The 23,079-nt window shown below is 37.4% G+C and carries 21 protein-coding genes; 9 read left to right on the forward strand and 12 right to left on the reverse strand.

The genetic code is table 11. The annotated features are described in order from the left end of the window. Window positions 1-86: 86 nt before the first annotated feature. The 3 genes from gatC to gatB are packed head-to-tail and all read left to right on the forward strand — an operon-like array spanning window position 87 to window position 3,406. A complete protein-coding gene (gene gatC, locus MST17_RS12090) occupies window positions 87-401 on the forward strand; it encodes an Asp-tRNA(Asn)/Glu-tRNA(Gln) amidotransferase subunit GatC (RefSeq protein WP_078189985.1) in 315 nt (104 codons plus the stop codon). Window positions 402-452: 51 nt separating this feature from the next. After that, a complete protein-coding gene (gene gatA, locus MST17_RS12095; RefSeq protein WP_180026499.1) occupies window positions 453-1,931 on the forward strand; it encodes an Asp-tRNA(Asn)/Glu-tRNA(Gln) amidotransferase subunit GatA in 1,479 nt (492 codons plus the stop codon). Beyond that, the gene (gene gatB, locus MST17_RS12100) at window positions 1,931-3,406 is read left to right on the forward strand and encodes an Asp-tRNA(Asn)/Glu-tRNA(Gln) amidotransferase subunit GatB (protein ID WP_180026500.1); all 1,476 of its coding nucleotides are present in this window, start codon (window positions 1,931-1,933) and stop codon (window positions 3,404-3,406) included. Before gatA ends, gatB begins: the two co-directional genes overlap by 1 nt. Window positions 3,407-3,436: 30 nt before the next feature. Here the strand turns inward: gatB and MST17_RS12105 are convergent, their stop codons facing one another. After that, window positions 3,437-4,330, reverse strand: a complete 894-nt coding sequence (locus tag MST17_RS12105; RefSeq protein ID WP_180026501.1) for a hypothetical protein — start codon at window positions 4,328-4,330, stop codon at window positions 3,437-3,439. A gap of 73 nt (window positions 4,331-4,403) precedes the next feature. On the opposite strand from MST17_RS12105, the gene MST17_RS12110 reads away from it, so the two are divergent. Together MST17_RS12110 and MST17_RS12115 are read left to right on the forward strand one after the other, a co-directional pair. Next, window positions 4,404-4,799, forward strand: a complete 396-nt coding sequence (locus MST17_RS12110) for a transposase family protein (protein ID WP_071851480.1) — start codon at window positions 4,404-4,406, stop codon at window positions 4,797-4,799. Then, window positions 4,747-5,235: a transposase family protein gene (locus MST17_RS12115; protein ID WP_079393637.1), complete on the forward strand. Its 489-nt coding sequence runs from the start codon at window positions 4,747-4,749 to the stop codon at window positions 5,233-5,235. The genes MST17_RS12110 and MST17_RS12115 overlap by 53 nt, the downstream gene beginning before the upstream one ends. Here the strand turns inward: MST17_RS12115 and MST17_RS12120 are convergent. Beyond that, the gene (locus MST17_RS12120) at window positions 5,232-5,480 is read right to left on the reverse strand and encodes a hypothetical protein (RefSeq protein WP_180026600.1); all 249 of its coding nucleotides are present in this window, start codon (window positions 5,478-5,480) and stop codon (window positions 5,232-5,234) included. The genes MST17_RS12115 and MST17_RS12120 overlap by 4 nt on opposite strands. A gap of 330 nt (window positions 5,481-5,810) precedes the next feature. Here MST17_RS12120 and MST17_RS12125 point away from each other — a divergent pair, with 330 nt between their 5' ends. Together MST17_RS12125 and MST17_RS12130 are read left to right on the forward strand one after the other, a co-directional pair. Further along, complete coding sequence (locus MST17_RS12125) at window positions 5,811-6,428, forward strand: hypothetical protein (RefSeq protein WP_180026599.1); 618 nt, start codon at window positions 5,811-5,813, stop codon at window positions 6,426-6,428. Window positions 6,429-6,774: 346 nt separating this feature from the next. After that, window positions 6,775-7,353 carry a DJ-1/PfpI family protein gene (locus MST17_RS12130; RefSeq protein ID WP_168379042.1) on the forward strand — a complete coding sequence of 193 codons (579 nt, stop codon included), beginning with the start codon at window positions 6,775-6,777 and terminating at the stop codon, window positions 7,351-7,353. Window positions 7,354-7,461: 108 nt separating this feature from the next. Here MST17_RS12130 and MST17_RS12135 read toward each other — a convergent pair whose 3' ends face one another. From MST17_RS12135 to sbmA, 4 genes are all read right to left on the reverse strand, one after another. Beyond that, window positions 7,462-7,905, reverse strand: a complete 444-nt coding sequence (locus MST17_RS12135; protein ID WP_257221503.1) for a hypothetical protein — start codon at window positions 7,903-7,905, stop codon at window positions 7,462-7,464. 150 nt (window positions 7,906-8,055) lie between these two features. Next, complete coding sequence (locus tag MST17_RS12140) at window positions 8,056-8,901, reverse strand: hypothetical protein (protein WP_180026597.1); 846 nt, start codon at window positions 8,899-8,901, stop codon at window positions 8,056-8,058. 95 nt (window positions 8,902-8,996) lie between these two features. Beyond that, the gene (locus tag MST17_RS12145; RefSeq protein WP_233944460.1) at window positions 8,997-9,974 is read right to left on the reverse strand and encodes a hypothetical protein; all 978 of its coding nucleotides are present in this window, start codon (window positions 9,972-9,974) and stop codon (window positions 8,997-8,999) included. Window positions 9,975-10,439: 465 nt separating this feature from the next. Next, a complete protein-coding gene (gene sbmA / locus MST17_RS12150; protein ID WP_180026596.1) occupies window positions 10,440-11,636 on the reverse strand; it encodes a peptide antibiotic transporter SbmA in 1,197 nt (398 codons plus the stop codon). 460 nt (window positions 11,637-12,096) lie between these two features. Between sbmA and MST17_RS12155 the strand changes: the two genes are divergently transcribed. After that, complete coding sequence (locus MST17_RS12155) at window positions 12,097-12,291, forward strand: hypothetical protein (protein WP_180004283.1); 195 nt, start codon at window positions 12,097-12,099, stop codon at window positions 12,289-12,291. A gap of 151 nt (window positions 12,292-12,442) precedes the next feature. Here the strand turns inward: MST17_RS12155 and MST17_RS12160 are convergent, their stop codons facing one another. The 3 genes from MST17_RS12160 to MST17_RS12170 all read right to left on the reverse strand — a co-directional run bounded on the left by MST17_RS12160 (window position 12,443) and on the right by MST17_RS12170 (window position 18,337). Beyond that, window positions 12,443-15,406 (reverse strand): type I restriction endonuclease subunit R, encoded by a 2,964-nt coding sequence (locus MST17_RS12160; RefSeq protein WP_180026595.1) that lies wholly within the window; start codon window positions 15,404-15,406, stop codon window positions 12,443-12,445. A 214-nt stretch (window positions 15,407-15,620) separates the two neighbouring features. Then, a complete protein-coding gene (locus MST17_RS12165) occupies window positions 15,621-16,769 on the reverse strand; it encodes a restriction endonuclease subunit S (RefSeq protein WP_180026594.1) in 1,149 nt (382 codons plus the stop codon). After that, window positions 16,769-18,337, reverse strand: a complete 1,569-nt coding sequence (locus MST17_RS12170) for a type I restriction-modification system subunit M (RefSeq protein ID WP_180026593.1) — start codon at window positions 18,335-18,337, stop codon at window positions 16,769-16,771. Before MST17_RS12170 ends, MST17_RS12165 begins: the two co-directional genes overlap by 1 nt. Before the next feature lie 346 nt (window positions 18,338-18,683). Between MST17_RS12170 and MST17_RS12175 the strand changes: the two genes are divergently transcribed. Beyond that, the gene (locus tag MST17_RS12175) at window positions 18,684-19,415 is read left to right on the forward strand and encodes a Fic family protein (protein ID WP_180026592.1); all 732 of its coding nucleotides are present in this window, start codon (window positions 18,684-18,686) and stop codon (window positions 19,413-19,415) included. Between the two features lie 1,074 nt (window positions 19,416-20,489). Here MST17_RS12175 and MST17_RS12185 read toward each other — a convergent pair. From MST17_RS12185 to MST17_RS12195, 3 genes are all read right to left on the reverse strand, one after another. After that, window positions 20,490-21,773, reverse strand: a complete 1,284-nt coding sequence (locus MST17_RS12185) for a tetratricopeptide repeat protein (RefSeq protein WP_180026591.1) — start codon at window positions 21,771-21,773, stop codon at window positions 20,490-20,492. A gap of 15 nt (window positions 21,774-21,788) precedes the next feature. After that, the gene (locus tag MST17_RS12190; RefSeq protein ID WP_180026590.1) at window positions 21,789-22,343 is read right to left on the reverse strand and encodes a DUF2799 domain-containing protein; all 555 of its coding nucleotides are present in this window, start codon (window positions 22,341-22,343) and stop codon (window positions 21,789-21,791) included. A 73-nt stretch (window positions 22,344-22,416) separates the two neighbouring features. After that, complete coding sequence (locus tag MST17_RS12195) at window positions 22,417-23,079, reverse strand: hypothetical protein (protein ID WP_180026589.1); 663 nt, start codon at window positions 23,077-23,079, stop codon at window positions 22,417-22,419.

Genomic DNA, 23,079 nt, shown 5'->3' on the forward strand with positions numbered 1-23,079 from the left:
TAACTAAATGTGATGATTTGAACAAGTCAATCGCTTATTATAAGCCACGATATTTTGAATTTTTTTAATACTGATTAGGTAATGTTATGTCTACATCGGATGCACAGCATTCTGCAGATCTAAATGCACAAACAGTTTCAGCGATTGCCCATCTGGCTCGATTGTCGCTAGATGAAGCGCAATCTGCTGACTATGCTCAAAGTTTAAATAAAATTTTAGGCATGATGGAAACCCTGAAAGGCATCGATACTGACGGTGTTGAACCACTAAAAAGTCCATTCGACAATCCACAGCCCTTACGTGAAGACGTGGTATCTGAGACCAATCATCGCGAAGCATATCAAGCAGTTGCTCCTGCCGTACAGGATGGCTTGTACCTTGTTCCGCGTGTGATTGAATAATTTTTATTCAGATCAACATTTTTTCAAATTAAACGTAAAGAAATATTTCTCATGACAGATTTACATCGCTTATCAATTCGTGAATTGTCTGAAGGTTTGGCTGGCGCTAAATTTTCTTCACGCGAATTGACAGAACACTATTTAAAACGCATTGAAAAAATCGATGCTCAAGTCAAGTCATACGTGACCGTGACTGCTGAACAAGCACTTGCGCAAGCAGATGCGGCTGATGCTGCAATTAAATCAGGCAATGCAACTGCGTTGACCGGTGTACCAATTGCGCACAAAGATATTTTCTGTACCCAAGGCATTAAAACCACTGCTGGTTCTAAAATGCTGGACAATTTTATCTCTCCTTACGACGCAACCGTTGTAGCGAAAGGTAAAGCTGCGGGCCTCGTGACACTTGGTAAAGTGAACATGGACGAATTCGCCATGGGTTCGACCTCTGAAAACTCTTACTACGGCGCAACGGCGAATCCTTGGAATTTATCGCACGTTCCGGGCGGTTCATCAGGCGGTTCTGCGGCAGCGGTAGCGGCTGATCTTGCTCCGTTCGCAACAGGTACAGATACAGGCGGTTCAATCCGTCAACCGGCGTCTTTCTGTGGTTTGACTGGCCTTAAACCGACTTACGGTCGTGTATCACGTTTCGGTATGATTGCGTATGCATCATCTTTAGACCAAGGCGGCCCGATGGCACGTTCGGCTGAAGATTGTGCTTACCTCATGAACGTGATGGCAGGTCATGACGCGAAAGATTCAACTTCGGTTGAAAAAGACGTAGACAACTATGTGGCGAACCTCAACGGCACATCGGTTAAAGGCTTACGCATTGGTATTCCGAAGCAATACTTCAATGTTGCAGGTTTAGATGCTGACGTGAAAGCACGTGTTGAAGAATCTCTGAAAAAATTGGAAGAGATGGGCGCAATCTTGGTTGAGATTGACCTGAACATGACTGAAAGCTACGTACCAACGTATTACTTGATCGCACCTGCTGAAGCATCGTCTAACTTATCTCGTTTCGACGGTGTACGTTATGGCTACCGTGCAGAAAATCCTGTGGATTTGATGGATCTTTACAAGCGTTCACGTTCGGAAGGTTTTGGTAAAGAAGTTCAGCAACGTATCTTGATTGGTACATACGCGCTTTCTGCGGGTTACTACGATGCTTATTATGTGAAAGCACAAAAAGTACGTCGTTTAATTCAACAAGACTTTTTAAAAGCATTTGAATCTGTAGACGTGATTGCTGCTCCTGCTGCGCCTACGACAGCGTATAAGATTGGTGCAAACCTTTCTCCTGTAGAAATGTACTTAGGCGACATCTACACCATCGCAGTGAACTTGGCAGGTCTGCCTGCGATTAACGCGCCTGTTGGTTTTGACAAAGACAACTTACCTGTTGGCTTACAGTTGATTGGTAACTACTGGTCAGAATCTCAATTGTTGTCTGTGGTGCATCAGTACCAACAAGCAACCGATTGGCATACACAACGCGCTGCAATTGCTGAGGAGAACGCATAATGGCTAAGAACGCTGCGAAACCAAAATCTAACCTGATTGATGGTTGGGAAGTCGTTATTGGTATCGAGATTCACACTCAGCTTGCGACCAATACCAAAATTTTCTCAGGTTCATCTACCACATTTGGTCAAGACCCAAATACACAAGCTAGCCTTGTAGATTTGGCAATGCCGGGCGTATTGCCAGTATTGAACAAAGAAGTGGTTGATCTAGCAATTCGCTTTGGTTTGGGTATCGATGCGTACATCGACCAAGCTTCTGTATTTGCACGTAAAAACTATTTCTACCCTGACTCTCCAAAAGGCTACCAAATCAGCCAAATGGACAACCCGATTGTGGGCTTGGGTCATATCGACATTCAACTTGAAGATGGTACGGTTAAGCGCATTGGCGTAACCCGTGCTCACCTTGAGGAAGATGCAGGTAAATCGATCCATGACCAATTTGAAGGTCAATCTGGTATCGATTTAAACCGTGCAGGCACACCTTTACTTGAGATTGTCTCTGAACCTGATATGCGTTCGGTTGAAGAAGCAGTTGCCTACATTAAAGCGATTCACACTTTAGTGCGTTGGTTAGGCATTTCTGACGGTAACATGGCAGAAGGTTCGTTCCGTGCGGACTGTAACGTGTCACTACGTCGTCCGGGTCAACCATTTGGTACGCGCTGCGAGTTGAAAAACTTGAACTCTTTCCGTTTCATTGAACAAGCGATCAATGTTGAAATTGAACGTCAAATGGAAATCCTAGAATGGGATGGCACCATTGATCAAGAAACACGTTTATTCGACCCTGTGAAGATGGAAACGCGTTCAATGCGTTCTAAAGAAGAAGCGAACGATTACCGCTACTTCCCAGACCCTGACTTGTTACCTGTGATCATTGCAGATGCGCAAATTGAAGCGGCACGTGCTGCATTGCCTGAGTTGCCTGCTGCACGCCGTGCGCGTTTTGTAGCTGACTTTGGCGTGACTGAGTACGATGCTCACGTGCTTACGCTTACTCGTGAAATGTCAGAGTTTTATGAAGACGTGGTGAAAGCTGCTGGCGGTGCTGCTCAAGGTAAAGTGGCTGCAAACTGGGTGATGGGCGAATTCTCAGGTGCTTTAAACAAAGCGGGCTTCGAGCTTCATGATTCTCCTGTATCTGCGGAAAAACTTGGCGGCATGATTGCACGTATTGTGGACAACACCATTAACGGTAAGATTGCAAAGCAAGTGTTCGGCTTTATGTGGGAAGAAGGCAAAACTGCGGACGAAATTATTGCGGAAAAAGGCTTGAAACAGGAAACTGATACAGGCGCGATTGAAGCGATTATTAAAGACGTGCTTGCGGCAAACGAGAAGATGGTTGAAGAGTATAAATCTGGTAAAGAGAAAGCCTTTAACGGTCTTGTTGGTCAAGTGATGAAGGCTGCGAAAGGTAAGGCCAACCCTGCACAAGTCAATGAATTAATGAAGAAATTGATTGGTTGATTTGATTAATTTTGGAATAAAAAACCCGCTTTAGAGCGGGTTTTTTCTTAATCCTTCAGGTCTTAAATCAGGTATTTCCACATTAATTTCTGTTGCCTTAACACCTATCAATTTCTGATTTTTAATAATTTCTTTATTCACCAACACTTCAATCGTACGGAAAGTTAACTGCATAATTGATTCTAATAATTCAGGAAGTATTTGATTAATTTTAATATCCTTAGAATAAAATAATGTTCTTCCTTTATACTTGTCTAGTTGTCCTTCATTGTAATCAGGCATAAGAATAAATCTTTCTTTTAACTTACCATTCTCTTTGTTTTCATAGATACTAGCTTCCATGTCTAAAAAACCGTTATGTACAATATGGTTTCGTAATTTCTTAATTAATAAAACATCTGAGTTTTTATCTTCAAAGATAGTACCTTCTCTGTCCTCAGTAGACCACTTTAATTTTTTTTCATTCTTAGTTTGACCAATTAAAGAATCACCATGTGAATATTCTAATGATTTTCTCTTTGGATATTCATTAAATTTAGAAGGTAAGTTTTCAGCTTCAAAAGCTAATTTACTTAAATAATCTAATACAGAAGAAGTCTTAATTATTATTGATTCCAAAAGTGAGCTAATGATAATTCCTTCCCTTGAATATATAGTTGTTAATCCTTCTTTTGTTTTACGTCCTTCAAATATATTTTCACCATTAAACTGATCATAAAAGAAGTAAAAATTATCTTGTACTTGCCTGCAAAGATTCTGAATATTTTTTGTCAAATATAGAACTTCAAAAGAATAAAAATATTTATATATGGATTCCTTCATCTCCGATTTGCTAATTATTTCTTCAAGATAGTTTTTAAATTCATCTCTTGATAACAAACTTTCCCCACTTAATCCTGCATATATAAAATAGATCTCTTTCATAAATCAAAAAACGATCTTCTTTTTGGTTAATATTTGCACTCCGGATTTCTTAGCATTCGTGCATAATCTGCGGATGAAATACATCGATTCAAACAAGCTTTCTGATCCTCAGTTCAAGCGATACACAGGCATCTCATGGTCAACTTTCTATTTGATGGTTGAGCAATTGAAGAAACATGTCCCTGCCAAAGGCAGACCGCCCAAGTTAAGCCTGGAAGACCAGGTTCTGCTCTGTCTAAGCTATTGGCGGGAATACCGAACCTTATTTCACGTTGCGACGAGCTACGGGGTTTCAGAGCCCACAGCCTCAAGAATTGTCCGTCATGTTGAAGACTGCCTGATTCGGTCCAATCTCTTTAATTTACCCAAAGATTTACCCGAGGGCGAAGGCATCGATTGGAATGTTGTGATCGTGGATGCCACAGAAATTCCAATCCAAAGGCCTAAAAAAACAGAAGAAAAGCTATAGCGGCAAGAAAAAGACCCACACTTTCAAAGTACAGGCCATCATTCATTATCAAACTCAAAAAATCCTGAGTTTATGTACGAGTCGTGGTGCCGTACATGATTTCGAACTCTTCAAACGTAACTTGAATCAGATTCCTGCAGGTGCATTTATCCTTGCGGATAAGGGTTATCAGGGAATTTATACAGTGTATCCAAATAGCTTGTTGCCATTAAAAGCAAAGAAGCGCTGTAAACTGGATTCCGAACTAAAAATCTATAATCAGGAAATCAATAAAAGAAGAATTGGAATTGAGCATGTATTTGGCAGTTTGAAAACCTTCAAAATTCTTGCTGAGCGATATCGCAATCGAGGCAAAAGACTAGCATTGAGATTCAATCTAATTGCTGGAATTTATAACTTGGAGCTGAGTGAAAAACGACTTATGAAAGAAATCTAATATTTACTCTTGTCTAATTTATCAAAGTACTCAACATTAAGATGATCATAAATTTCTTGCTCATTTTCAAAAAGTGAATTAATTATAAGATTTGCATAAAATACACAGGCATTATCAATCTGCTCCATCAAAAGTTTTATATTAGATGAATAACTACCATCACTCTTTTTAACAATATAGTATTTCTTCTTATCATTAATGCTCTTAGTTGAAATACCATCTAAATTAAGTATTTTTTGTTTCATTAAGATTACCGTCAAAAGTTATAATTAATTCAATATATTAAATTAATCATATAAATAAAATGAGATCATACCATGTATTTTTCATTACAAATATCGAAGACTTAGGGCGTATTCAGCTTTCAAAGTCCTTCTTTATGCGCGACTTCTAATACCCTCATCCCCCGCCTTCTCCCAATGGGAGAAGGAGCATCCATTACTAATTTAATACCGTTATAAATTTTGTAATGGATGTTCCCTCTCCTTTTAGGAGAGGGTTAGGGAGAGGTAAACCATTTAAATTTCAAAATTTTAAATATAAAATCCACCAAAACACTTCACACTAAAAACAACATGACCATCAAAAAAGTATCATCCATCGCCAAACTCGAAGCCTTAGGACGTATTCAACTTTCAAAGTCTTTCTTTATGCGTCACTTCCTTTATAGCGAAATTGCCAATTGGTACGGCGTACCCAACTTCCCCGACCATCCTGACATTGCCATTCGCACAGGAAAAGAACTCTGCCAACAACTGCTCGAACCTCTACAAGAAAAGTTTGGACGTATCGCTATTCGTTCAGCCTATCGCTCACCAAGCGTCAACCAACTTGGCAACGAAAAAGGACATAACTGCGCGAGTAATGAAAAAAACTTTGCAAGCCATATTTGGGACTATCCTGACGCAAAAGGCTACGGTGCAACGGCGTGTATTATCATTCCCTCACTCATCGATTTAATTGAAAAAGACCCAAATAATTGGAAACAGATTGCATATTGGATTCACAATCACTTGCCATACAGTCATCTAGAATTTTTTAAAAAAGAAAATACGTTTTGTGCATTCAATATCGGTTGGCATGAGAAACCACTTAAAGAGATCAATAGCTATGTCACAGGATCTAAAGGCAAGCTGAAAGTAACGCATGAACCAAATCTAGACTATGAAAAATTTTATCCTGATTTGCTGTGATTTATCCCTCTTCCAATGGGAGAGGGAGCTTTCAAAGTGAATAAATACTTAAACGATTTTTTGGATATCCCCCCTCTCCTTTTAGGAGATAAGCAGCAGTGCTGCGCAAGGGAGAGGTAAATATTTAACTTTTTAAAACTTTGTGAAAAACATTAAAGTCATTAATAATTGATAGCATCTAGCCTACTAAACTCATCATATTTTGAACTATAACCATCTATAACTTTTATAAATCTAAATAAAAATATACAACTAAAGAATTTACAGCCTGCTTAAAACTGTCATTCCAATATGCTAAGGTAAATGAAAAATTGATATAAATCATATTTCAACAGAGGGTTACATCATGTCAAAACAAATTCTTATGCTCGTGGGCGACTATGCTGAAGACTACGAAACAATGGTACCTTTTCAATTTTTAGTTGGTCTTGGTTATACCGTTCATGCCGTTTGTCCTGACAAAAAAGCTGGCGACAGCATTGCCACAGCCATTCATGATTTTGAAGGTGAACAAACTTATAGCGAAAAACGCGGTCATAACTTTGCGATTAACTATGACTTTGATGCAGTTAACTCAGAAAACTATGTCGGCTTAGTGATCCCGGGCGGTCGTGCGCCTGAATATTTACGTATGAATACACGTGTGATTGAAATCGTACGCGAATTTGACGCGGCGAAAAAACCTATTGCAGCGGTTTGTCATGGGGCGCAAATTCTAGCGGCAGCCGATGTGCTAAAAGGTCGTACCTGTTCGGCTTACCCAGCATGTGCAGCCGAAGTTAAACTGGCTGGCGGTCAGTATGCAGATATTGCAGTCACGGATGCAGTGACCGACGGTCATTTAGTTACTGCTCCTGCTTGGCCTGCTCACCCTGCGTGGATGGCGCAATTTGTTAAAGCATTAGGCGCGACGATTACCATTTAATGCTTGAGTCAGCAAACTAAAACGCATTGGATCATCATCCATTTAGGGTGAATCCATAAAAAATGCTCCTTGTATAAAAGGAGCATTTTTTATTTACTCAAAATAAAATTAACGAACCACACCTAACTTATTCCAAATTTCTGGGGTTAAAAATTTGGTCACCAATTTATTCAAATCGACATAACGCAGTACGCCTTGTAATTGTTGTTTAATTTCAGGCGTCTTTAATATTTCATCCCCCGTCATACTACCAAGCTCTTGAAAACTTTCGCCTACAGCCTGTAGACCGTCGGCTTTAATTACAGCCTGCGTTTGCGTAGAACATTGCTCCACCAAAATTCGCTGCATCACTTGAGCCAGATTTTTATCGAGTTGCGTTTTTTGCGCATCACTGACATTACTGTATTGTTTTAAATCTGGATGCGCTGCCAAGGCAGAAAAGGTCCATTGCAGCACCGCTGTTTTATCCGCAGCAGTGGTCGATTTCACTAAACATTGACTAAGCTGATCGACCGTAGGACTCGCCAAACTCACCTGAGTCGACCCGAGCATGATGAGCGTCAATAAAGCCAAACCTGCAGGTCGTGAAAAACGTAGATGTAATTTTTTAGATAAACCGTAAGCCATAGACCAAACTCCCAAAACTTGAGTCACCTTTGTATCATGAAGTGCTGTATTTGCTGTTTGGTCTATGTAACTCAACTATTCATTTTTGCTAGTCGGTGCATAGATGAGAGGATGAATCGTTGGCCTTCTATTCCAATACCAGTAAAAATGTCCATTGGTATCGAGCAAACTATGGGTGGTCAATGTCGATTTATTGCTATCACCTCGCCAACATGCAAGTGCTGCATTACGGTTATTATGTAGGTCAATAAACTCGGGATTTAAATATTTTGGTTTCGCAGGAATGTATAAAGCATCTCCCGGATTGACCCATAAATCTGCCAAGTAAATCTTGCCTAGATTTGGAAAATAGCGCCCTACTGAGATGACCAGTGGCAATTGATCCTGATCTGTCGCGCTAAAAATATGCGGAAAGTCATGATGTTCTAAATCAGTAATGACAAATGGCGTTAAAGTTTTACAGCCATTTAAATTTGATGTTGCATTTTCATAAGGCAAATAATGCCCTGCCATCATGCCGTATTCATAATGAATTTCTGATAGTCGTTTTTGATTTGAATGAATCTGAATCGCTTCACCTGCATGGACTAGGGTGATACCAAAAGCTGCCGCGGTTTCTTTGGTTGCCACCAATGGCATAAACTCGAAGTATTGCCCTTCAAAATCAAGCTCAGTTTGCTCGCCCCAATCGGTAGTGATCGTCGAAATTTCGGAAGGAACTGCGTAGGCATTTCCCATCGTCATTTTCGCATTAGTAGTTAACTCGGTAATTAAATGAATCCCCGCCCCAAGTGACGCTAAATATGTTGGATGCCCTCGATCATTCAAAAAGAAGGGGGTTTGCTTGATATCAACTAAAATTTCTGTCAATTCACGGTCAAATAATGGTGCATTAAAATAAATTTCATTTACTGAACTCATGGTTTTTTCCTTATTATTTTTAAAACTTTACTTGAGTACATCATTAGATCAGGATAAAAGCCTATTTCCCCAAATGGCTTTTATCCTGTTGAGGTTTATTTCATACGATTCAACATATTTTTTGCCCCTGCATGGTTATAGTTGGTCGCTAAGTTTTGTAAGATGCCTTTTGCTCTTGCATTGGCGTTTGGATAACTTTTGCTATATGCAGGCACTGAGGTTAAGCATTTTGCAACGAGCATACCTGATTCAGCATAGGCTCTATTGGCATTTGCACCATTTAATTTGCCATAGCTATAAGCGCGCTGTGCATTATTACAAGCGGTGACTTGGTTTTTTCCGGCATTCAGATCGCGTCGTGCATTCACATATAAGCGCATTTGTATCTGCTGAGATGTTTCAGCAACTGGTTTCACTATAGGTTTGTTTTCAGGCTCTTTGGCTTTGGTTTCTTTTTTAGTCTCTACTTCTTTTTTTGCTTCATCTTTCGCATTGCTTTTTGTTGTCGTTGCTTTTGCTTTTGCTTTGCTTGGTGTGGCTTTTTTAGCTACAGTTTCTTCTTGTTTATTATAGTTTTTGCGACGTTCTTCGGGTCCAATAATTGCTGTATACAAACTCACTAAGCGGGTTTCAGAACGGTCATTTGATTTACGCTCTGAAACGGGTTCAATTGCAACCATCCAGCGTTGTCCATCTGCCTGACTACACTGAAATACGCCTGTGCCCTGTTTTATACTGCTATAGGTCGCTAATAATTTACGACTCCATGCATTTTTGACTTGGTTCAAATTACTTTTATTCAGTTGAATAAATTTGCCATTTTTGGCTTGGCAGTAACTACTCATATTTTGCTTGGGTATCAGTGATTCTGCTTCAACATTTTTCTTTTGTGGTCCCCAATCATAGACGTATTCTTTCGCCTTCCCATTTGAACTATTTAGCCCTTTTTGATTGATCACATCTTGTGGTGTTGCATAATGATTAAATGAATTTGGGTTTAAACTCTGCATGGTTGTACAACCATGTAATGCAAATCCAATACTCCCCACCCATAACATTGCCTTTAAATTCACAGCAAAAATCTCAAAAATTTCACCCTTAAAAAATAGCGTAATTTAGTGCCTTTCACAATTTTATAATCTTGATTTTATTTATTATTTTTATAAATTTAATCACTAAAATCGTACACGTTTGAGATGTGTGCATATGTTGTTCATTTTAATTTGATGAATTTCACATTTTATTTAAGTGTATTTGTTTATCCTTGGTGAACGGTCATCATCGTTCCCTTTTAGGTTATTTCGCAAGCATTTATGTATCGCTATGTGCTTATCAAATCTGCCATCAGAACAAGCCTCTATTATTAATAATAATATAAAGCTGGGCCTATCCATGATTCGAGCGACAATATGGAATCGAGTAAAAAAACAGCTCATCTAAAAATATTAATCTATTGATTTTATTGAAATATATTAACTTAAAATTAAAGTCATAAAAAAACCTGCATTTTAGTGCAGGTCTATTTTAAACTTATAAAATCAATTATTAATTTTTTCTTCAAATGCTCTTAAACGCTTATAAATAGAAATCAGTTCGATAATGGTTGTCCATGAGGAAATCAGGTATTGGAAAGAATCACGTACACGCCCAAAGACATTTAATATTTGCATTAATATACCGAGCGTGATTGTTCCCGCTGCAATACTTGGGAACAATATAAAGAACCCATAAATATTATCAAGCTGCATATACCAAATACGAACCAGGTTGAAATAAGCATAGTGAAAATACAGTCTAAAATAATTAAATCGGACTTTAGTAAATAATTCTTTTAATGTGAGAGGGTCTGCTCGATCTGCATAATCTTCACCATAAACTAATTCTTTACGATATGCTGCTTCGACTTTTTGATTATTAAACTCCAAACCCGGTAGTTTATAACCCACAAGCATTAAAATAACCGTCCCTAATACTGCCCAAAGGACTGCCGCCCAAACCAATGCATAGGCGATTTCCCCCACGACAGGTAATTTCTTTACATGTGTTGATAAAGTTAACAACACAGGTAGAAATGCAATTAAGGTCATCACCGATTCAACCAAGCTAACCCCAAGTCCTTCTGTGGTTCTCGCAAAACGCATCGTATCTTCTTGAATACGCTGTGAGGCACCTTCGATGGTTCTCAGTTTTTCCCAATGTGCAGTATAAAAGTCATTCATTGCGGTACGCCAACGAAAAACATAATGACTAACGAAAAACAGGTTCAATACCGCCAGTGTGACATATACCATGGCCACATAGAGAAAAGTCAGCGTCTCTGAATATAGCGTCGCCACTTCGCCCCCACCACCTGAAAGCATCTTCTGGATCAGATCATAGAATGGGTTATACCAAGCATTGATTACGACATTACATTCCACACTAAACCAAACATTAAACAGAATAAGTGCGGTTCCCCACACTGACCATCGCTGCCAAGGATTATCTGATTTGATCTTCCAAAAGGCTGCAAAAAGCGCCGTTGCTACAAAAAACCAAGCATAGAACCATAAAAATTTGGGACTCCAAAATCGGCTAATACCAATAGGCAATTCTGCTTGATGATAATTTGCAGGTAAACCGAACATCGTCCCCCAACTATGACCACCGCTATACCATAAGGCGATATTAATTATGAACCATATAAGGAATGATCCAAAAAACCATTTTGGATTTGGAAAAAAAGATTTAAACATTAGTCCTACATTTCCCTGAATCTTTGTTTTTAGTTTGAGTTGCTGATGATAAGTTTTATTTCATCAATTTTGTTATTCGGATTGAATATTTAACGCTGTTTAATCTGAAATTTAACAATCAAATACAAGACGACACATCATTCTGTTAGCTTAAGCATGAAAACTGAAAATTGCCTTAAATTCCTTTATTGATCAAGTCATATTGATGATTTGGTCATTGTTTGTGGAACAAAAGACACATCTTAGGACATACAGTTCCAGTTAAAAAGTTTGTTATATTTTAAAATTATTTTTGATATCAATAGATTAAAAAACCATAATTTATTTAACCATTATTTAAACTTAAGTTATGGAATTCTCTAAAATATTTTCTGCGATGTAGCTCACGTCATTTACAAAACATGTTTCTTCGCCAATAATATGCTAAGTTCAATTAACAACCTATGCTTGGGGAAGTAAAATGGAAAGTGCAATTGTTGAATTACTCAAACCAATTACATTAAATAAAGAAAATTGCAGTCCTTTGGTTTTTGAAACTGGTACCGTTCTAAAAGTGATTATGCAAACGCCAGAAGGCCTTTTGGTAAGTAATGATGACAAATTTAACTTTGTGATTTCATTGAAAGATAAGAATGAAGTTTGGCGCGAAATTTAATTTTCGCCTCACTTTGTGATTTGTTTTTAAATCATATTTATTCTAAGAAATTTAATCATACAATTATTGAATAAACAGGATAAGGTTCTTAAATTCCATAAAAAAAGAATCCTCCTTTTAAGCAAATATTTTTCATAACTTAGCTTAACGTTTAAATCCGTAAATCATATTTTTCTAAAATCGCATTGGTTTTCTGATGCAATCCCTCAAAATAGACTTTACTCACCAGTGCTGAAGGCTTGTTTTTTGGCAATGGACGAATTTCATGTGCGTGCGGAAAACGTTCAGTAAAATCAAATCGTTGAACCACTTTTTTAAATTCATCAATCACAAGATTTTCATCTTTACAAAAAACATCGTAGGCTTGCTGTTTTTCTGCATCCCAAAACTGCTTAAATGCATCTTGAACACTTTGACCATTCAGCATTCGTGGCATTTGTTCATCAATAAACTTCTGAATCAAATCCATTTTTTTATACATTTTTCGGTCATTACTGAGTAAAGATTGGAGTTGTTGCTGCTGTTTAGCCCTTTGAATCGAGGACGGTGGCGCAGCAGCAATCATATTTAATAATGTATAAATATAATCCTGATTGACATAATCACTAATAATAAAATCTAAAGCAAAATTCACGTCACGTAGCACTGAATCTTTTTCAACTGCTGTACCTTTATTTATTCTGTCATATAAATCTTTATATTTAGATTTATAGTCTTCAAGTTCTTGCGGCACTATAACTGCGTTATCAACATCAAAGTCTGTATACATTTTCAGTTGTGAATGTAGACGAATCACATCACGAAAAGCTTGAATAAACTGCAACTGCTGACTTTCGAGTTTTAGATCATCTACTGACTGACACTCAGGTGTTATTTTTCTTAATTCACTAACACACTTATTAAATTCTGCTAATTGTTGATCCAACGGTGGCACAATCACTTGCTCAAAATTTTGGTCGTCTGCAAAAGTAGAAAGAGCTTTATCTGTTGCCTGCTTTAAATTTCTAAAACACACGACATTGCCAAAAGCTTTTGTTGGCTTATAAATACGGTTTGTACGCGAAAAAGCCTGAATTAAACCGTGATATTTTAAGTTCTTGTCGACATAAATCGTATTAAGTGGCAATGAGTCAAAACCTGTCAGGAACATATTCACCACCAACAGCAAATCAATTGGCGGACCTTTCAACTCCCCAACTTCTTTAGGTGGTTTAGGGACTTTGAAGTACTTAACGCGATCACCTAGATTTTTATAATATTCATAAAATCCTTCGTCACAGTTATAGCTAGTCAGATGGCGCGTATTAAATTCTGCAATGATCCGTTCAAGTTGCGCTTTACGCCCCATATCAACTTGACTCGGCTGTTCAAGTTCTTCTTCAGAAATCGTACCTGTTGTGGAGTCATTGGCGTCGTTTGTCGTGTCCTGCGCTCCAAAAGAAAAAATCGTACCAATCACTAAAGGGGTATAAATTTCTTCCTTCTTGTCCGCTTCTGCAACCAACTCTGCTTGGACTTTGGCAAATATTGCATAATATTGAAGCAGGACATCTACTGAGCTGACACAAAACATTGAACAAAATTCGCGTTTTGCCGTTTTTTTGTCATGATTTTTTAAAATATAACGTACAATTTTTTCTAAGCGCTCAGGGTTGTCATACAATTCTTTAGTATCGATGCCTTGTATTTTTTCATCACCTGCATTCACCTGATGAGCGGTAAATTGTCCTACGTAATCAATTTGAAATGGTAAAACATTTTTATCTGCTATCGCATCGACAATCACATATTTATGCAGCCGTTTAGGAAATAGAAATTCTGTGGTGTATTTCACCCCACCAATGCTTTGACAGTTCACAGGAAAAATAGGCGTGCCTGTAAAACCGAACATTTGCGCCTGTTTAAAGAAGCGTTTGATATTTTGGTGAGTATCACCAAATTGACTGCGGTGGCATTCATCAAAAATAAATACGACTTTTTTATCTGCCAAATCGGCGATCAATTCTCTGAATTTAGGGAGTGTAATTGCGTTATTCAGCTTTTGAATGGTCGTCACGACCAATTTATCTGTGAGTATATTGCTTTCATTTTTTCGTGAGTTCAGCCGTTTACCGATGAGCTGTTCGACCAATGTTTTGGTGTTGGTCGTTTGGTCTACGCAGTCGGGAACAAAGGCATTGAACTCTTTAGTGGTTTGATTATCTAGGTCTTTTCGGTCCACGACAAAGATAACTTTTTCTATTTCTGGCAACTGACGCATGATTTCACTGGCTTTAAATGCCGTGAGTGTTTTACCTGAACCTGTTGTATGCCAAATATAGGCATGATCGGTTGAGGTTTTCACATGCTGAATCATGTTTTCAACTGCATAGACTTGATAAGGTCGTAGCACCATTAAGCATTCATTGGTTTGATGCTGAACGATGTATTTACTGATCATTTTCGTAATATGTGGTGCGTTTAAAAATGCTTCGGTAAATTTACTCAAATCATTAATTGCTTTGTTGTTTTCATCGGCCCACGGAAATGTGAAATCAAACAGTGGCGTACCGTGTGAATAATATAAGCAATTTACGCTGTTGCTAATGACAAACAGCTGTATGTATCCAAACAAACCTTTTCCAGATGTATAGGCGTCTTTACTGTAGTTATGCACTTGGTGAAACGCTTGTGCGATTTCTACGCCACTACGCTTAAGTTCAACTTGTACCAACGGAAAGCCGTTGATCAATAGCGTGACATCAAAACGGCTGGTTTCTGTACCGTCATCGCCATATTGAACAGTCACTTGATTGGTGACCTGAAAGATGTTTTTTGTTGCGTCATCGCTTAAAAAACGCAGTGTTTGGGTCGTACCATCATCATATTTGAGTTGAAATGAACCACGTAAAAGCTTGGCTTTGCCGAAAATCGTATGTTCACTGCTCAGGTAATTCCACACCTGTTCCCATTGCTCATGTGTGAGTGGTGCAGTCAATGCGTTAAATTTTTCTATCTGTTTTTTTAGATTTAGGAGTAAGGCTGTTTCGTTTCTGTACTGAACACGTTCGTACCCTAAAGTTGTTAAGTGCGCTATAAATTGGTTTTCGAGTTCGAGTTCTTTTTGGGTCGACATTTATAATACTGCTCAGTTTTTAACTATTGGTATGCATATCTATTGATTCTAATAGATTTATTATATTTTTCAATCTTTTAAATTCATCAAATAAATATCTAAACTGATGATACAGATCACTGTTTTTTCTTTTAGGAATCCTTCAGTACTTTCTTAAATAAAAAAATTCCCACATTTGAATAAATGCAGGAATTTTATGAAGCAATATAAACAATCAGACAAACATTTGCTGTAACAAGCCTTTTTTCCACTGTTTAGCTTGTTCAATTTGCTGTGCTACACCTGCAATTTTTTGGTCAATTGCAGAAAGGAAATTGGCAATTTTGGTTTGTTCTTCTAAACAAGGTACTTTGACCTCAATATTACCAATTGAGGTTGTATTTAAACTTGGCACACCTGTGGCTTCATTCAAATTTAACCAATTAACCAATAGCAGTTGCTGATAAACAAATTTAGGTATTAATCTCTCACCAATTTCCGTATAAAAAAGAGTATCAACCGTCCAAAATTTCCCAGATATAAACTGAGGTTTATCAATCGTACCTTTACGACCAATAAGAATACTGTCGCCGTCGTAAAGATAAGAATCAACGTATCGCATTATCCCACCTGTCCCAAGAACAGGAATATTTCCTTCTTTTAATGCCTTATGATCTTTTCCATATTTGATAGTAATAACATCTCTAAATTTTAAATTTTCCCACTCCCCAAACTCCCTCCCATCATCCGCTTTAAAACGTATCTGCTGACTAAACAGCTTTTGCATCAGACCTTGTTTATATTGGCTCAGTAGTTCATATTTCTGAGTTAGTAGGTTAATTTTTTCATCCACAGCGGAAAGAAAAGAAGCGATTTTTGTTTGTTCTTCTTTGGATGGAAAACCTAACTTGATTTCTTTTACATCATTTAATGACAGATTGGGAGGATCAGTACCAGCAATAGAGTTTTCCAATTCTTCAACAGTCTTCGATTTTTGTAATAACGAATAAATAAAATCTAAATTGTTACTTCTGCTCGAAATTTTAGCAACTCGCTGATTAAGCAAAGCACCATCATAAAAATTCCCAATCTTAGCTATTTTTAATTTCTTATTTAATATTGGACGAGTCAACGCAATTACATAATCATCTTTATTTACAACAAATTGTGAGTATTTATCTAAATATTCTAAAGGTAAATATGAAGGGTTATTTGGCGTCATTTCCTGTATGCCAACATCAGCAATTTTCAACCACTTAGCACCACTATCAGTAGAAGCACTGCTTGGAAAAGCATATCCAGAAATTAAACTAAAACTATCACTAAGGTTTTGTAGCGTCCAATCCGCTTCAAACTCTTTAAACCGTAACTTAGGCGAAGCCATTACTTCACCTCCGCAAACGGAGAATCAATGCCTAACTCTTTACAAAAACCTGCAATCAACGCATCAGTCTTTTGACTTTCAACTTCTAAAGCTTGAAGCTGTTTCGCTATTGCATCTAAATCAATTTCAGCTTCCGCTTCAAAAGTATCGACATAACGAGGAATATTCAAATTAAAATCATTGTCAGCAACGTCTTGCAGAGTTGCAACATATGCATATTTTTCAATATTCTGACGGTTTTCAAATGCACCAATAATATTGTCTAAATGCTCTGGCAAGAGCTTGTTTTGATTCTTTTGCTTATCAAACTCATTGCTCGCATCAATAAATAAAATATTGTCGCTATGCTCACGGTTTTTCTTCAACACCAACACACAAGTTGGAATAGTCGTGCCATAGAAAATATTGGCAGGCAAACCAATAATCGTATCAATCACATTTAACTTTTCAATTAGATGCTTACGAATATGTCCTTCACTCGAACCACGGAACAAAACTCCATGCGGCAGTACGATCGCCAAAGTCCCATTTTCATCTAACTGATAAAGCATGTGCTGTAAAAACGCCATATCTGCCTTAGAACTTGGAGCTAGCTTGCCAAAATCACGAAAACGCGGATCGCTTAAGTATGACTCACTCGCAGACCACTTTGCCGAAAATGGTGGATTCGCTACAATCGCATCAAATTTCAGTTCCATATGCTGTGGACGTTTTAAAGTATCCTCCTGCTTAATTTCAAACTTTGAATAATGCACATCATGCAAAATCATGTTCATACGCGCCAAGTTATAGGTCGTACGATTCATTTCTTGACCGTAAATCGCATCCACATCGCCGACTTCACGCTTTACACGTAGCAATAAAGATCCTGAACCACAAGTCGGGTCATATACACTGCGTAGACGTTCTTTACCTAAGGTGACAAGTTTTGCAAGCAAAGTCGAAACCATTTGCGGTGTATAAAACTCACCTGCTTTTTTACCAGCACCTGAAGCAAATTCACCAATGAGAAACTCATAAGCATCGCCTAAAATATCAGACTCAGTATTCGATAGATCAAAATTAATATCGTCTAAATGTACGATCACACGGCTAATCAACTCATTACGGTCATCAGGCGTATTTCCTAACTTGGTCGAACTTAAATCCATGTCTTCAAACAAATGCGAAAAATCATCGGCCGCATCTGTACGCAATGTACTTTGCTCAATTGCCTTAAGGGTTTTAATTACATCATCCAAAATGTATTTTTTTGCTCGAGCCAATGTTGCCATACTGTGGAACAATTCTTGTGGTGCTAAGAAGTAGCCCATACTCGCAAGACATTCTTCACGCACAGCACTCAAATATGCATGATTATTTTCAGTATCTTCGACCAATTCTGTAAACTTAATTTGATCCGGCGCCAAAATTTCGTTGGCATTATTTTGAATTTTTTCAGACAAATATTTATAGAAGATCAAGCCCAAAATGTAATCACGGAATTCATCTGCCCCCATTTTACCGCGCAAAGTATTGGCAATATTCCAGAGTTGTTTTTGCAGTTCTTGAAGCTGGACTTGAGTCATTGTTGTACCAAAAAATGTTTTTAATTAATCATAAAAAAAAGCCGAACCCGAAGGTTCGACTTTTTTGAATTTTGGTGGAGATGGCGTCAATTGAACTCAACTCCTAAGCTATTGATTTAGTGAACCATAAAGTCAATAGCGTTTTACCTGTACCCATTTTTTACCCAAATTAGATTTAGCGCATTGAATCACAAAATTTATTTTGTTCAAATTCATGAACAGGATTTGAAATGGTTACTGATTTTAACACGTATGCATTTAACATTAAAAGATATGTTATAACCTTCCTTTTTTATATTTGTTTTTTTCATGTATCATTCAAGAGTACAACTTCAGGGTGAAAGTTATGTTTGACAATATAGATGCTTTAAAAACAAAATTAGATCAGCATCGTCCTCTTTCTCCTGCAATTGTAAAAAATCTACAAGAAGATCTTATTGTTCGCTGGACATATCATTCAAATGCAATTGAAGGCAATACACTGACATTGCTAGAAACAAAAGTGGTTTTGGAAGGCATTACCGTTGGTGGAAAAGCATTACGAGAACATTTCGAGGCAATTAACCATAGAAATGCGATCTATTATGTTGAAGATATTATTCGTAAAGAAGAACCTTTTTCTGAATGGCAGATTCGTAATATCCATCAACTCATTCTAAAAAATATCGATGATGACAATGCAGGACGTTATCGCCAACAAAACGTGTTGATTTCAGGTGCTACGACTAACCCACCCGACTATACATTGTTGAATGATAAAATGGCTCAGCTTGTCGATTGGTACAATACTGAGGCACATAAGCTACATCCTATTGAACGTGCAGCTAAAGTACATGCAGACTTTGTAGGCATTCATCCATTTATTGATGGGAATGGTCGTACATCACGCTTATTGATGAATCTCGAATTACTTAAAGCTGGATATCTGCCTTGTGTGATTACAGTAGAAAATCGTTTGGCTTACTATGAAGCTTTAGATCAATGGTTGGCTTATGGAAAGACTGAAGCTTTTATTCAGTTGGTTTCTGAGGCTGTATTGGAAGGGTTTAAGCCGTATCAGGTTGTTTTAGGTATTTAGAGCTATCTAACTTACATTTTAATTTATTTGGATGGGATAGTGCACTCAGCGCGCACCATCTTTACAATTTAAATAATTGTTTATAATAAACATTTATAACCAACCAATGTCATTGTACCGCGAAAAATACCGCTAAAATTCAGCATCCTAAAAATATTGATGATGGCAATGTAGGAGGTTATCGTCAGCAAAACATTTTAATTTCAGGTGCTACGGTAATCCCCCTAAAAATAATAGGATCTAAAAGTAGAATTTTCTCTTAAGATACAAGCTGGAGATTCTTCATGAAAACATCTTAATATCCTGACAGTCATATCATGTCCATCTTGAAGCAAGCTGAATCTAGTACCCCCTTGTTACCATTTTTTGCCGAGAACATAGCATGTGTAAGGCGAGTTTTTAGAAATGGCGTGCTAAATATAGTGGTATGTATGCCTCATTAATTAAACGACTGAAAGAACCTATTCGGCCTGAGTAAGTATGATCATTAGATTACATGCCTGACCAGCTGAGTGATGGACGAAGTAAACGCTTGTTGAACATGATTGATGATTATCGGCATATAGGATTGGTGATTTAAATAGGGCTATCAATGCCTGTACTACGAGTCATTCGTACACTGAATTAGTTGCTTGAATGGCGAGATAAACCACTTGCAATTCACTATGACATTGGATCTGAATTTATTAGTGTTTGATTGGTTAACTGGGCAAAGTTGCATGACAAACGTATCGTACTTCAGCCTGGGAGGCCATAACAAAATGTGTATATCACAGGTTAAGATCGCAAGATCCCTTACAGTTTGGTATGCAAATATTTGTTCGATACATTTAAATAAGTACAAGACCATACAACAAATTGATTGTTATTCTATAAACATGAAAAATCATACAAAGCCAATGGTAACAAACGACCGTTAATGGCCACTTAACGTTTACTTTTACTTTTACTTTTACTTTTACTTTTACTTTTACTTCGATTATTTATTGGAGAATTATCTAGAAGATGAAACAGCATTTTATGCTAATTCATCCTCCTCAATTCAAAACAAAATACCATTTTTAAATGTTTAGTTTAAAGCTTATATTCATCAATCACCTTTTGGGCTTCTTTAAAACCGTTTTGAGCAGACTGCTTTATCAACTGAACCCCTTTAGATTCATTTTTTGGAATACCTTCACCAAAATAATACATGATACCTATTATATATTGTGCTTGAGCATGACCAAGTTCAGCAGCTTTTGAAAACCATTTAAATGCTTCTTGATCATCTTGACGCTCCCCGGCATCTTCGCTGAAATAATCTGATCCCAAGGCAAAATAGGTCCGTGAAATATAGTCTTTTGCTCTTTCATGACCTTGAACAGAAGCTTTTTCAAAAAACTCTAAAGCTTTTATATAATCTTGAGGTACACCGATTCCTCTAAAGTACATGATGCCAAGATCAAATTGTGCTTTTGCATCACCATTTTTTGCATGATTTGCAGCAGATATAAAAAATGCATCACCATCGATAACTTTTCCTGCTGTATTTGCCACTGTCAGTTGCTTATATGGCATATCCCATGAACTTTTAAGTTTATCTAGTTTTTTTTGAGCACCTTCATGACCTTGTGCTGCACTTTTTTCATACCATTCTTTAGCTAAAGTTAAATTTAATTCTGTACCTTGACCGTCATAATACATTTCACCAAGTAAGAATTGAGCTACTCTGTTTCCATCTGTTGCAGCTAATGAGAACCATTTTAATGCTTCAGGTAAATCTTGTTGCATTCCCTGACCAGTATAATAACAAGTACCCACATTTGCTTGTGCCCCAGTATCACCTAATAAAGCTCCGCGCAGAAACCATTCACAGGCTTTTTGTTTGTTAACAGGCGTTCCTTCACCTTTGTAATACATGATTCCTAAATTAAATGGCGCAAACTTATGGTTGTGATATGCAGCACTCGTCCATGCTTCCAATGCTTTAACATCATCTTTTTGGATATATTGATTATTAAACGAGACATTTCCCTTATAGTAAGCATTACCGAGATTAAAATAATACTCACCATTAATTTTATCAACACGCGGCTTGACAACTTTTTCAACCCCTTTATGTAATGGTGAAAACATTTTTTCAATTCCAAGGGTAGCCATTTCACCAGCCTTATCAATACCACCTACAACTCTGGAATGAATTTCTTCGCTTTTTGTATTAGCTGTCACATAAGAAGGGAAAGTTAATACGAGTGATGAGAAAAGTAATTTTGCCTTTAAATATTTCATATAAATAAACCAATAATTTGAAGATTCTTTATGATCTAAAATAAAAAATGCAGTCTCTGTTTTTGAATCAGAAACTGCATTTTTCAAAGTTATAACTCACACTTAGTATTCAAAACTCGCTGTTCGCTTAAATTGCTGTATTTCTCGCTCTGCTAGATTATATTCTCGCTGAACTTGTCCCAGTTTATTACTAGCTTCGTTATATCTTTCGCGATAATACTTGCGCGACTCTTCTTTAAGATCAGAGCTATACATATTAGATTTTGCTGTAGCAATTGTATCTTCAATCGATTTTAAATTTTTATTCGCGTGATAAAACTTATTTGCCACATTGTAATAGGGTCTTAAATTATTTTGCATTTCCATTGGACAACTTTGATATGTTCCTCTACCTTGCAACGCATAATCAAAAATCGTTTGTGGATTACAATAATTTTTTAGACCTTTCTTATAACCAGTAGTATAGGCTTCTGTATCTAAAATCGCGTTGTGCTTCATACATGCTTGAGCACGCTTTTGCATGAATGAACCATTACCATTATAACCATCATTCTGCCCAATCAACGACCAGTTTGCTGAAAGACATTCATTTTTAGACATAATAGCACAGCCATTTAACATGACAACACTTGCCAACCACACCATTTGTAACTTCATTTCACCCTCAAATGTTTTGTTTTTTATTCAAAGACCTTCAACTCCCCATAACCCATTGAAGGTCTATTTAGATTTAAGTTAATGTAATCACACGTGTGTTGTTTGCAACTTTCACGCCATTCACAAGAACTTCTGTATCTAAGACATATCTTCCTTTTGATACACTCATAGGGAATTTCCAGCTAAATGAGTTTTCAAATGCCCCTGAGCCAAAATCTTGCTTATTGGTCATTTGTACATCCTTAACTAATTCACGAATCACTTTACCATTTGCATCTTTAAGCACCAGCTTTTCTTGTACACGCTGTAATGGCTCTGCGACCCCTTCAACTACAGTTAAATCGGATTTCACTGTAATACTTTGATTTGCTTGAATAGTCTGATTAGGAAGAACAACTGTTGAGTATTGTTGTATCCGTGTTTGTTGTGGCAATTGTCCTTTATTGGCTTGTTTATATGCCATTTCAACTTCAGCAGCGGACTTTTTTTGAATAGTGTGTGCATTAATCATTACGCACCCTGCTGCAAAAACTGCACCACCAATGGCAGCACCTGTTGCAGCATAAGTACTATCACCCACAGATGCCCCGATTGCCGCACCAAGTAATGCACCTACTGCTGTAGACATTCCAGTATTACATCCACCATTGGCTGACGTTGCCAATCCACCAGTACTTGCACAACCTGAAACGGCTAAGGCTGAACTCAGCATAGCAATAGACATAGATTTTTTCAT

The organism is Acinetobacter sp. YH16056_T (genome assembly GCF_024605895.1).
GTDB classification, from domain to species: Bacteria; Pseudomonadota; Gammaproteobacteria; order Pseudomonadales; family Moraxellaceae; genus Acinetobacter; species Acinetobacter amyesii.

Bases quoted from the DNA above. Each gene is read 5' to 3' on its own strand.
- gatC (WP_078189985.1), top strand. From the start codon at position 87: ATGTCTACATCGGATGCACAGCATTCTGCAGATCTAAATGCACAAACA.
- gatA (WP_180026499.1), top strand. From the start codon at position 453: ATGACAGATTTACATCGCTTATCAATTCGTGAATTGTCTGAAGGTTTG.
- gatB (WP_180026500.1), top strand. From the start codon at position 1,931: ATGGCTAAGAACGCTGCGAAACCAAAATCTAACCTGATTGATGGTTGG.
- MST17_RS12105 (WP_180026501.1), bottom strand. From the start codon at position 4,330: ATGAAAGAGATCTATTTTATATATGCAGGATTAAGTGGGGAAAGTTTG.
- MST17_RS12110 (WP_071851480.1), top strand. From the start codon at position 4,404: ATGAAATACATCGATTCAAACAAGCTTTCTGATCCTCAGTTCAAGCGA.
- MST17_RS12115 (WP_079393637.1), top strand. From the start codon at position 4,747: ATGCCACAGAAATTCCAATCCAAAGGCCTAAAAAAACAGAAGAAAAGC.
- MST17_RS12120 (WP_180026600.1), bottom strand. From the start codon at position 5,480: ATGAAACAAAAAATACTTAATTTAGATGGTATTTCAACTAAGAGCATT.
- MST17_RS12125 (WP_180026599.1), top strand. From the start codon at position 5,811: ATGACCATCAAAAAAGTATCATCCATCGCCAAACTCGAAGCCTTAGGA.
- MST17_RS12130 (WP_168379042.1), top strand. From the start codon at position 6,775: ATGTCAAAACAAATTCTTATGCTCGTGGGCGACTATGCTGAAGACTAC.
- MST17_RS12135 (WP_257221503.1), bottom strand. From the start codon at position 7,905: ATGCTCGGGTCGACTCAGGTGAGTTTGGCGAGTCCTACGGTCGATCAG.
- MST17_RS12140 (WP_180026597.1), bottom strand. From the start codon at position 8,901: ATGAGTTCAGTAAATGAAATTTATTTTAATGCACCATTATTTGACCGT.
- sbmA (WP_180026596.1), bottom strand. From the start codon at position 11,636: ATGTTTAAATCTTTTTTTCCAAATCCAAAATGGTTTTTTGGATCATTC.
- MST17_RS12155 (WP_180004283.1), top strand. From the start codon at position 12,097: ATGGAAAGTGCAATTGTTGAATTACTCAAACCAATTACATTAAATAAA.
- MST17_RS12160 (WP_180026595.1), bottom strand. From the start codon at position 15,406: ATGTCGACCCAAAAAGAACTCGAACTCGAAAACCAATTTATAGCGCAC.
- MST17_RS12165 (WP_180026594.1), bottom strand. From the start codon at position 16,769: ATGGCTTCGCCTAAGTTACGGTTTAAAGAGTTTGAAGCGGATTGGACG.
- MST17_RS12170 (WP_180026593.1), bottom strand. From the start codon at position 18,337: ATGACTCAAGTCCAGCTTCAAGAACTGCAAAAACAACTCTGGAATATT.
- MST17_RS12175 (WP_180026592.1), top strand. From the start codon at position 18,684: ATGTTTGACAATATAGATGCTTTAAAAACAAAATTAGATCAGCATCGT.
- MST17_RS12190 (WP_180026590.1), bottom strand. From the start codon at position 22,343: ATGAAGTTACAAATGGTGTGGTTGGCAAGTGTTGTCATGTTAAATGGC.
- MST17_RS12195 (WP_180026589.1), bottom strand. From the start codon at position 23,079: ATGAAAAAATCTATGTCTATTGCTATGCTGAGTTCAGCCTTAGCCGTT.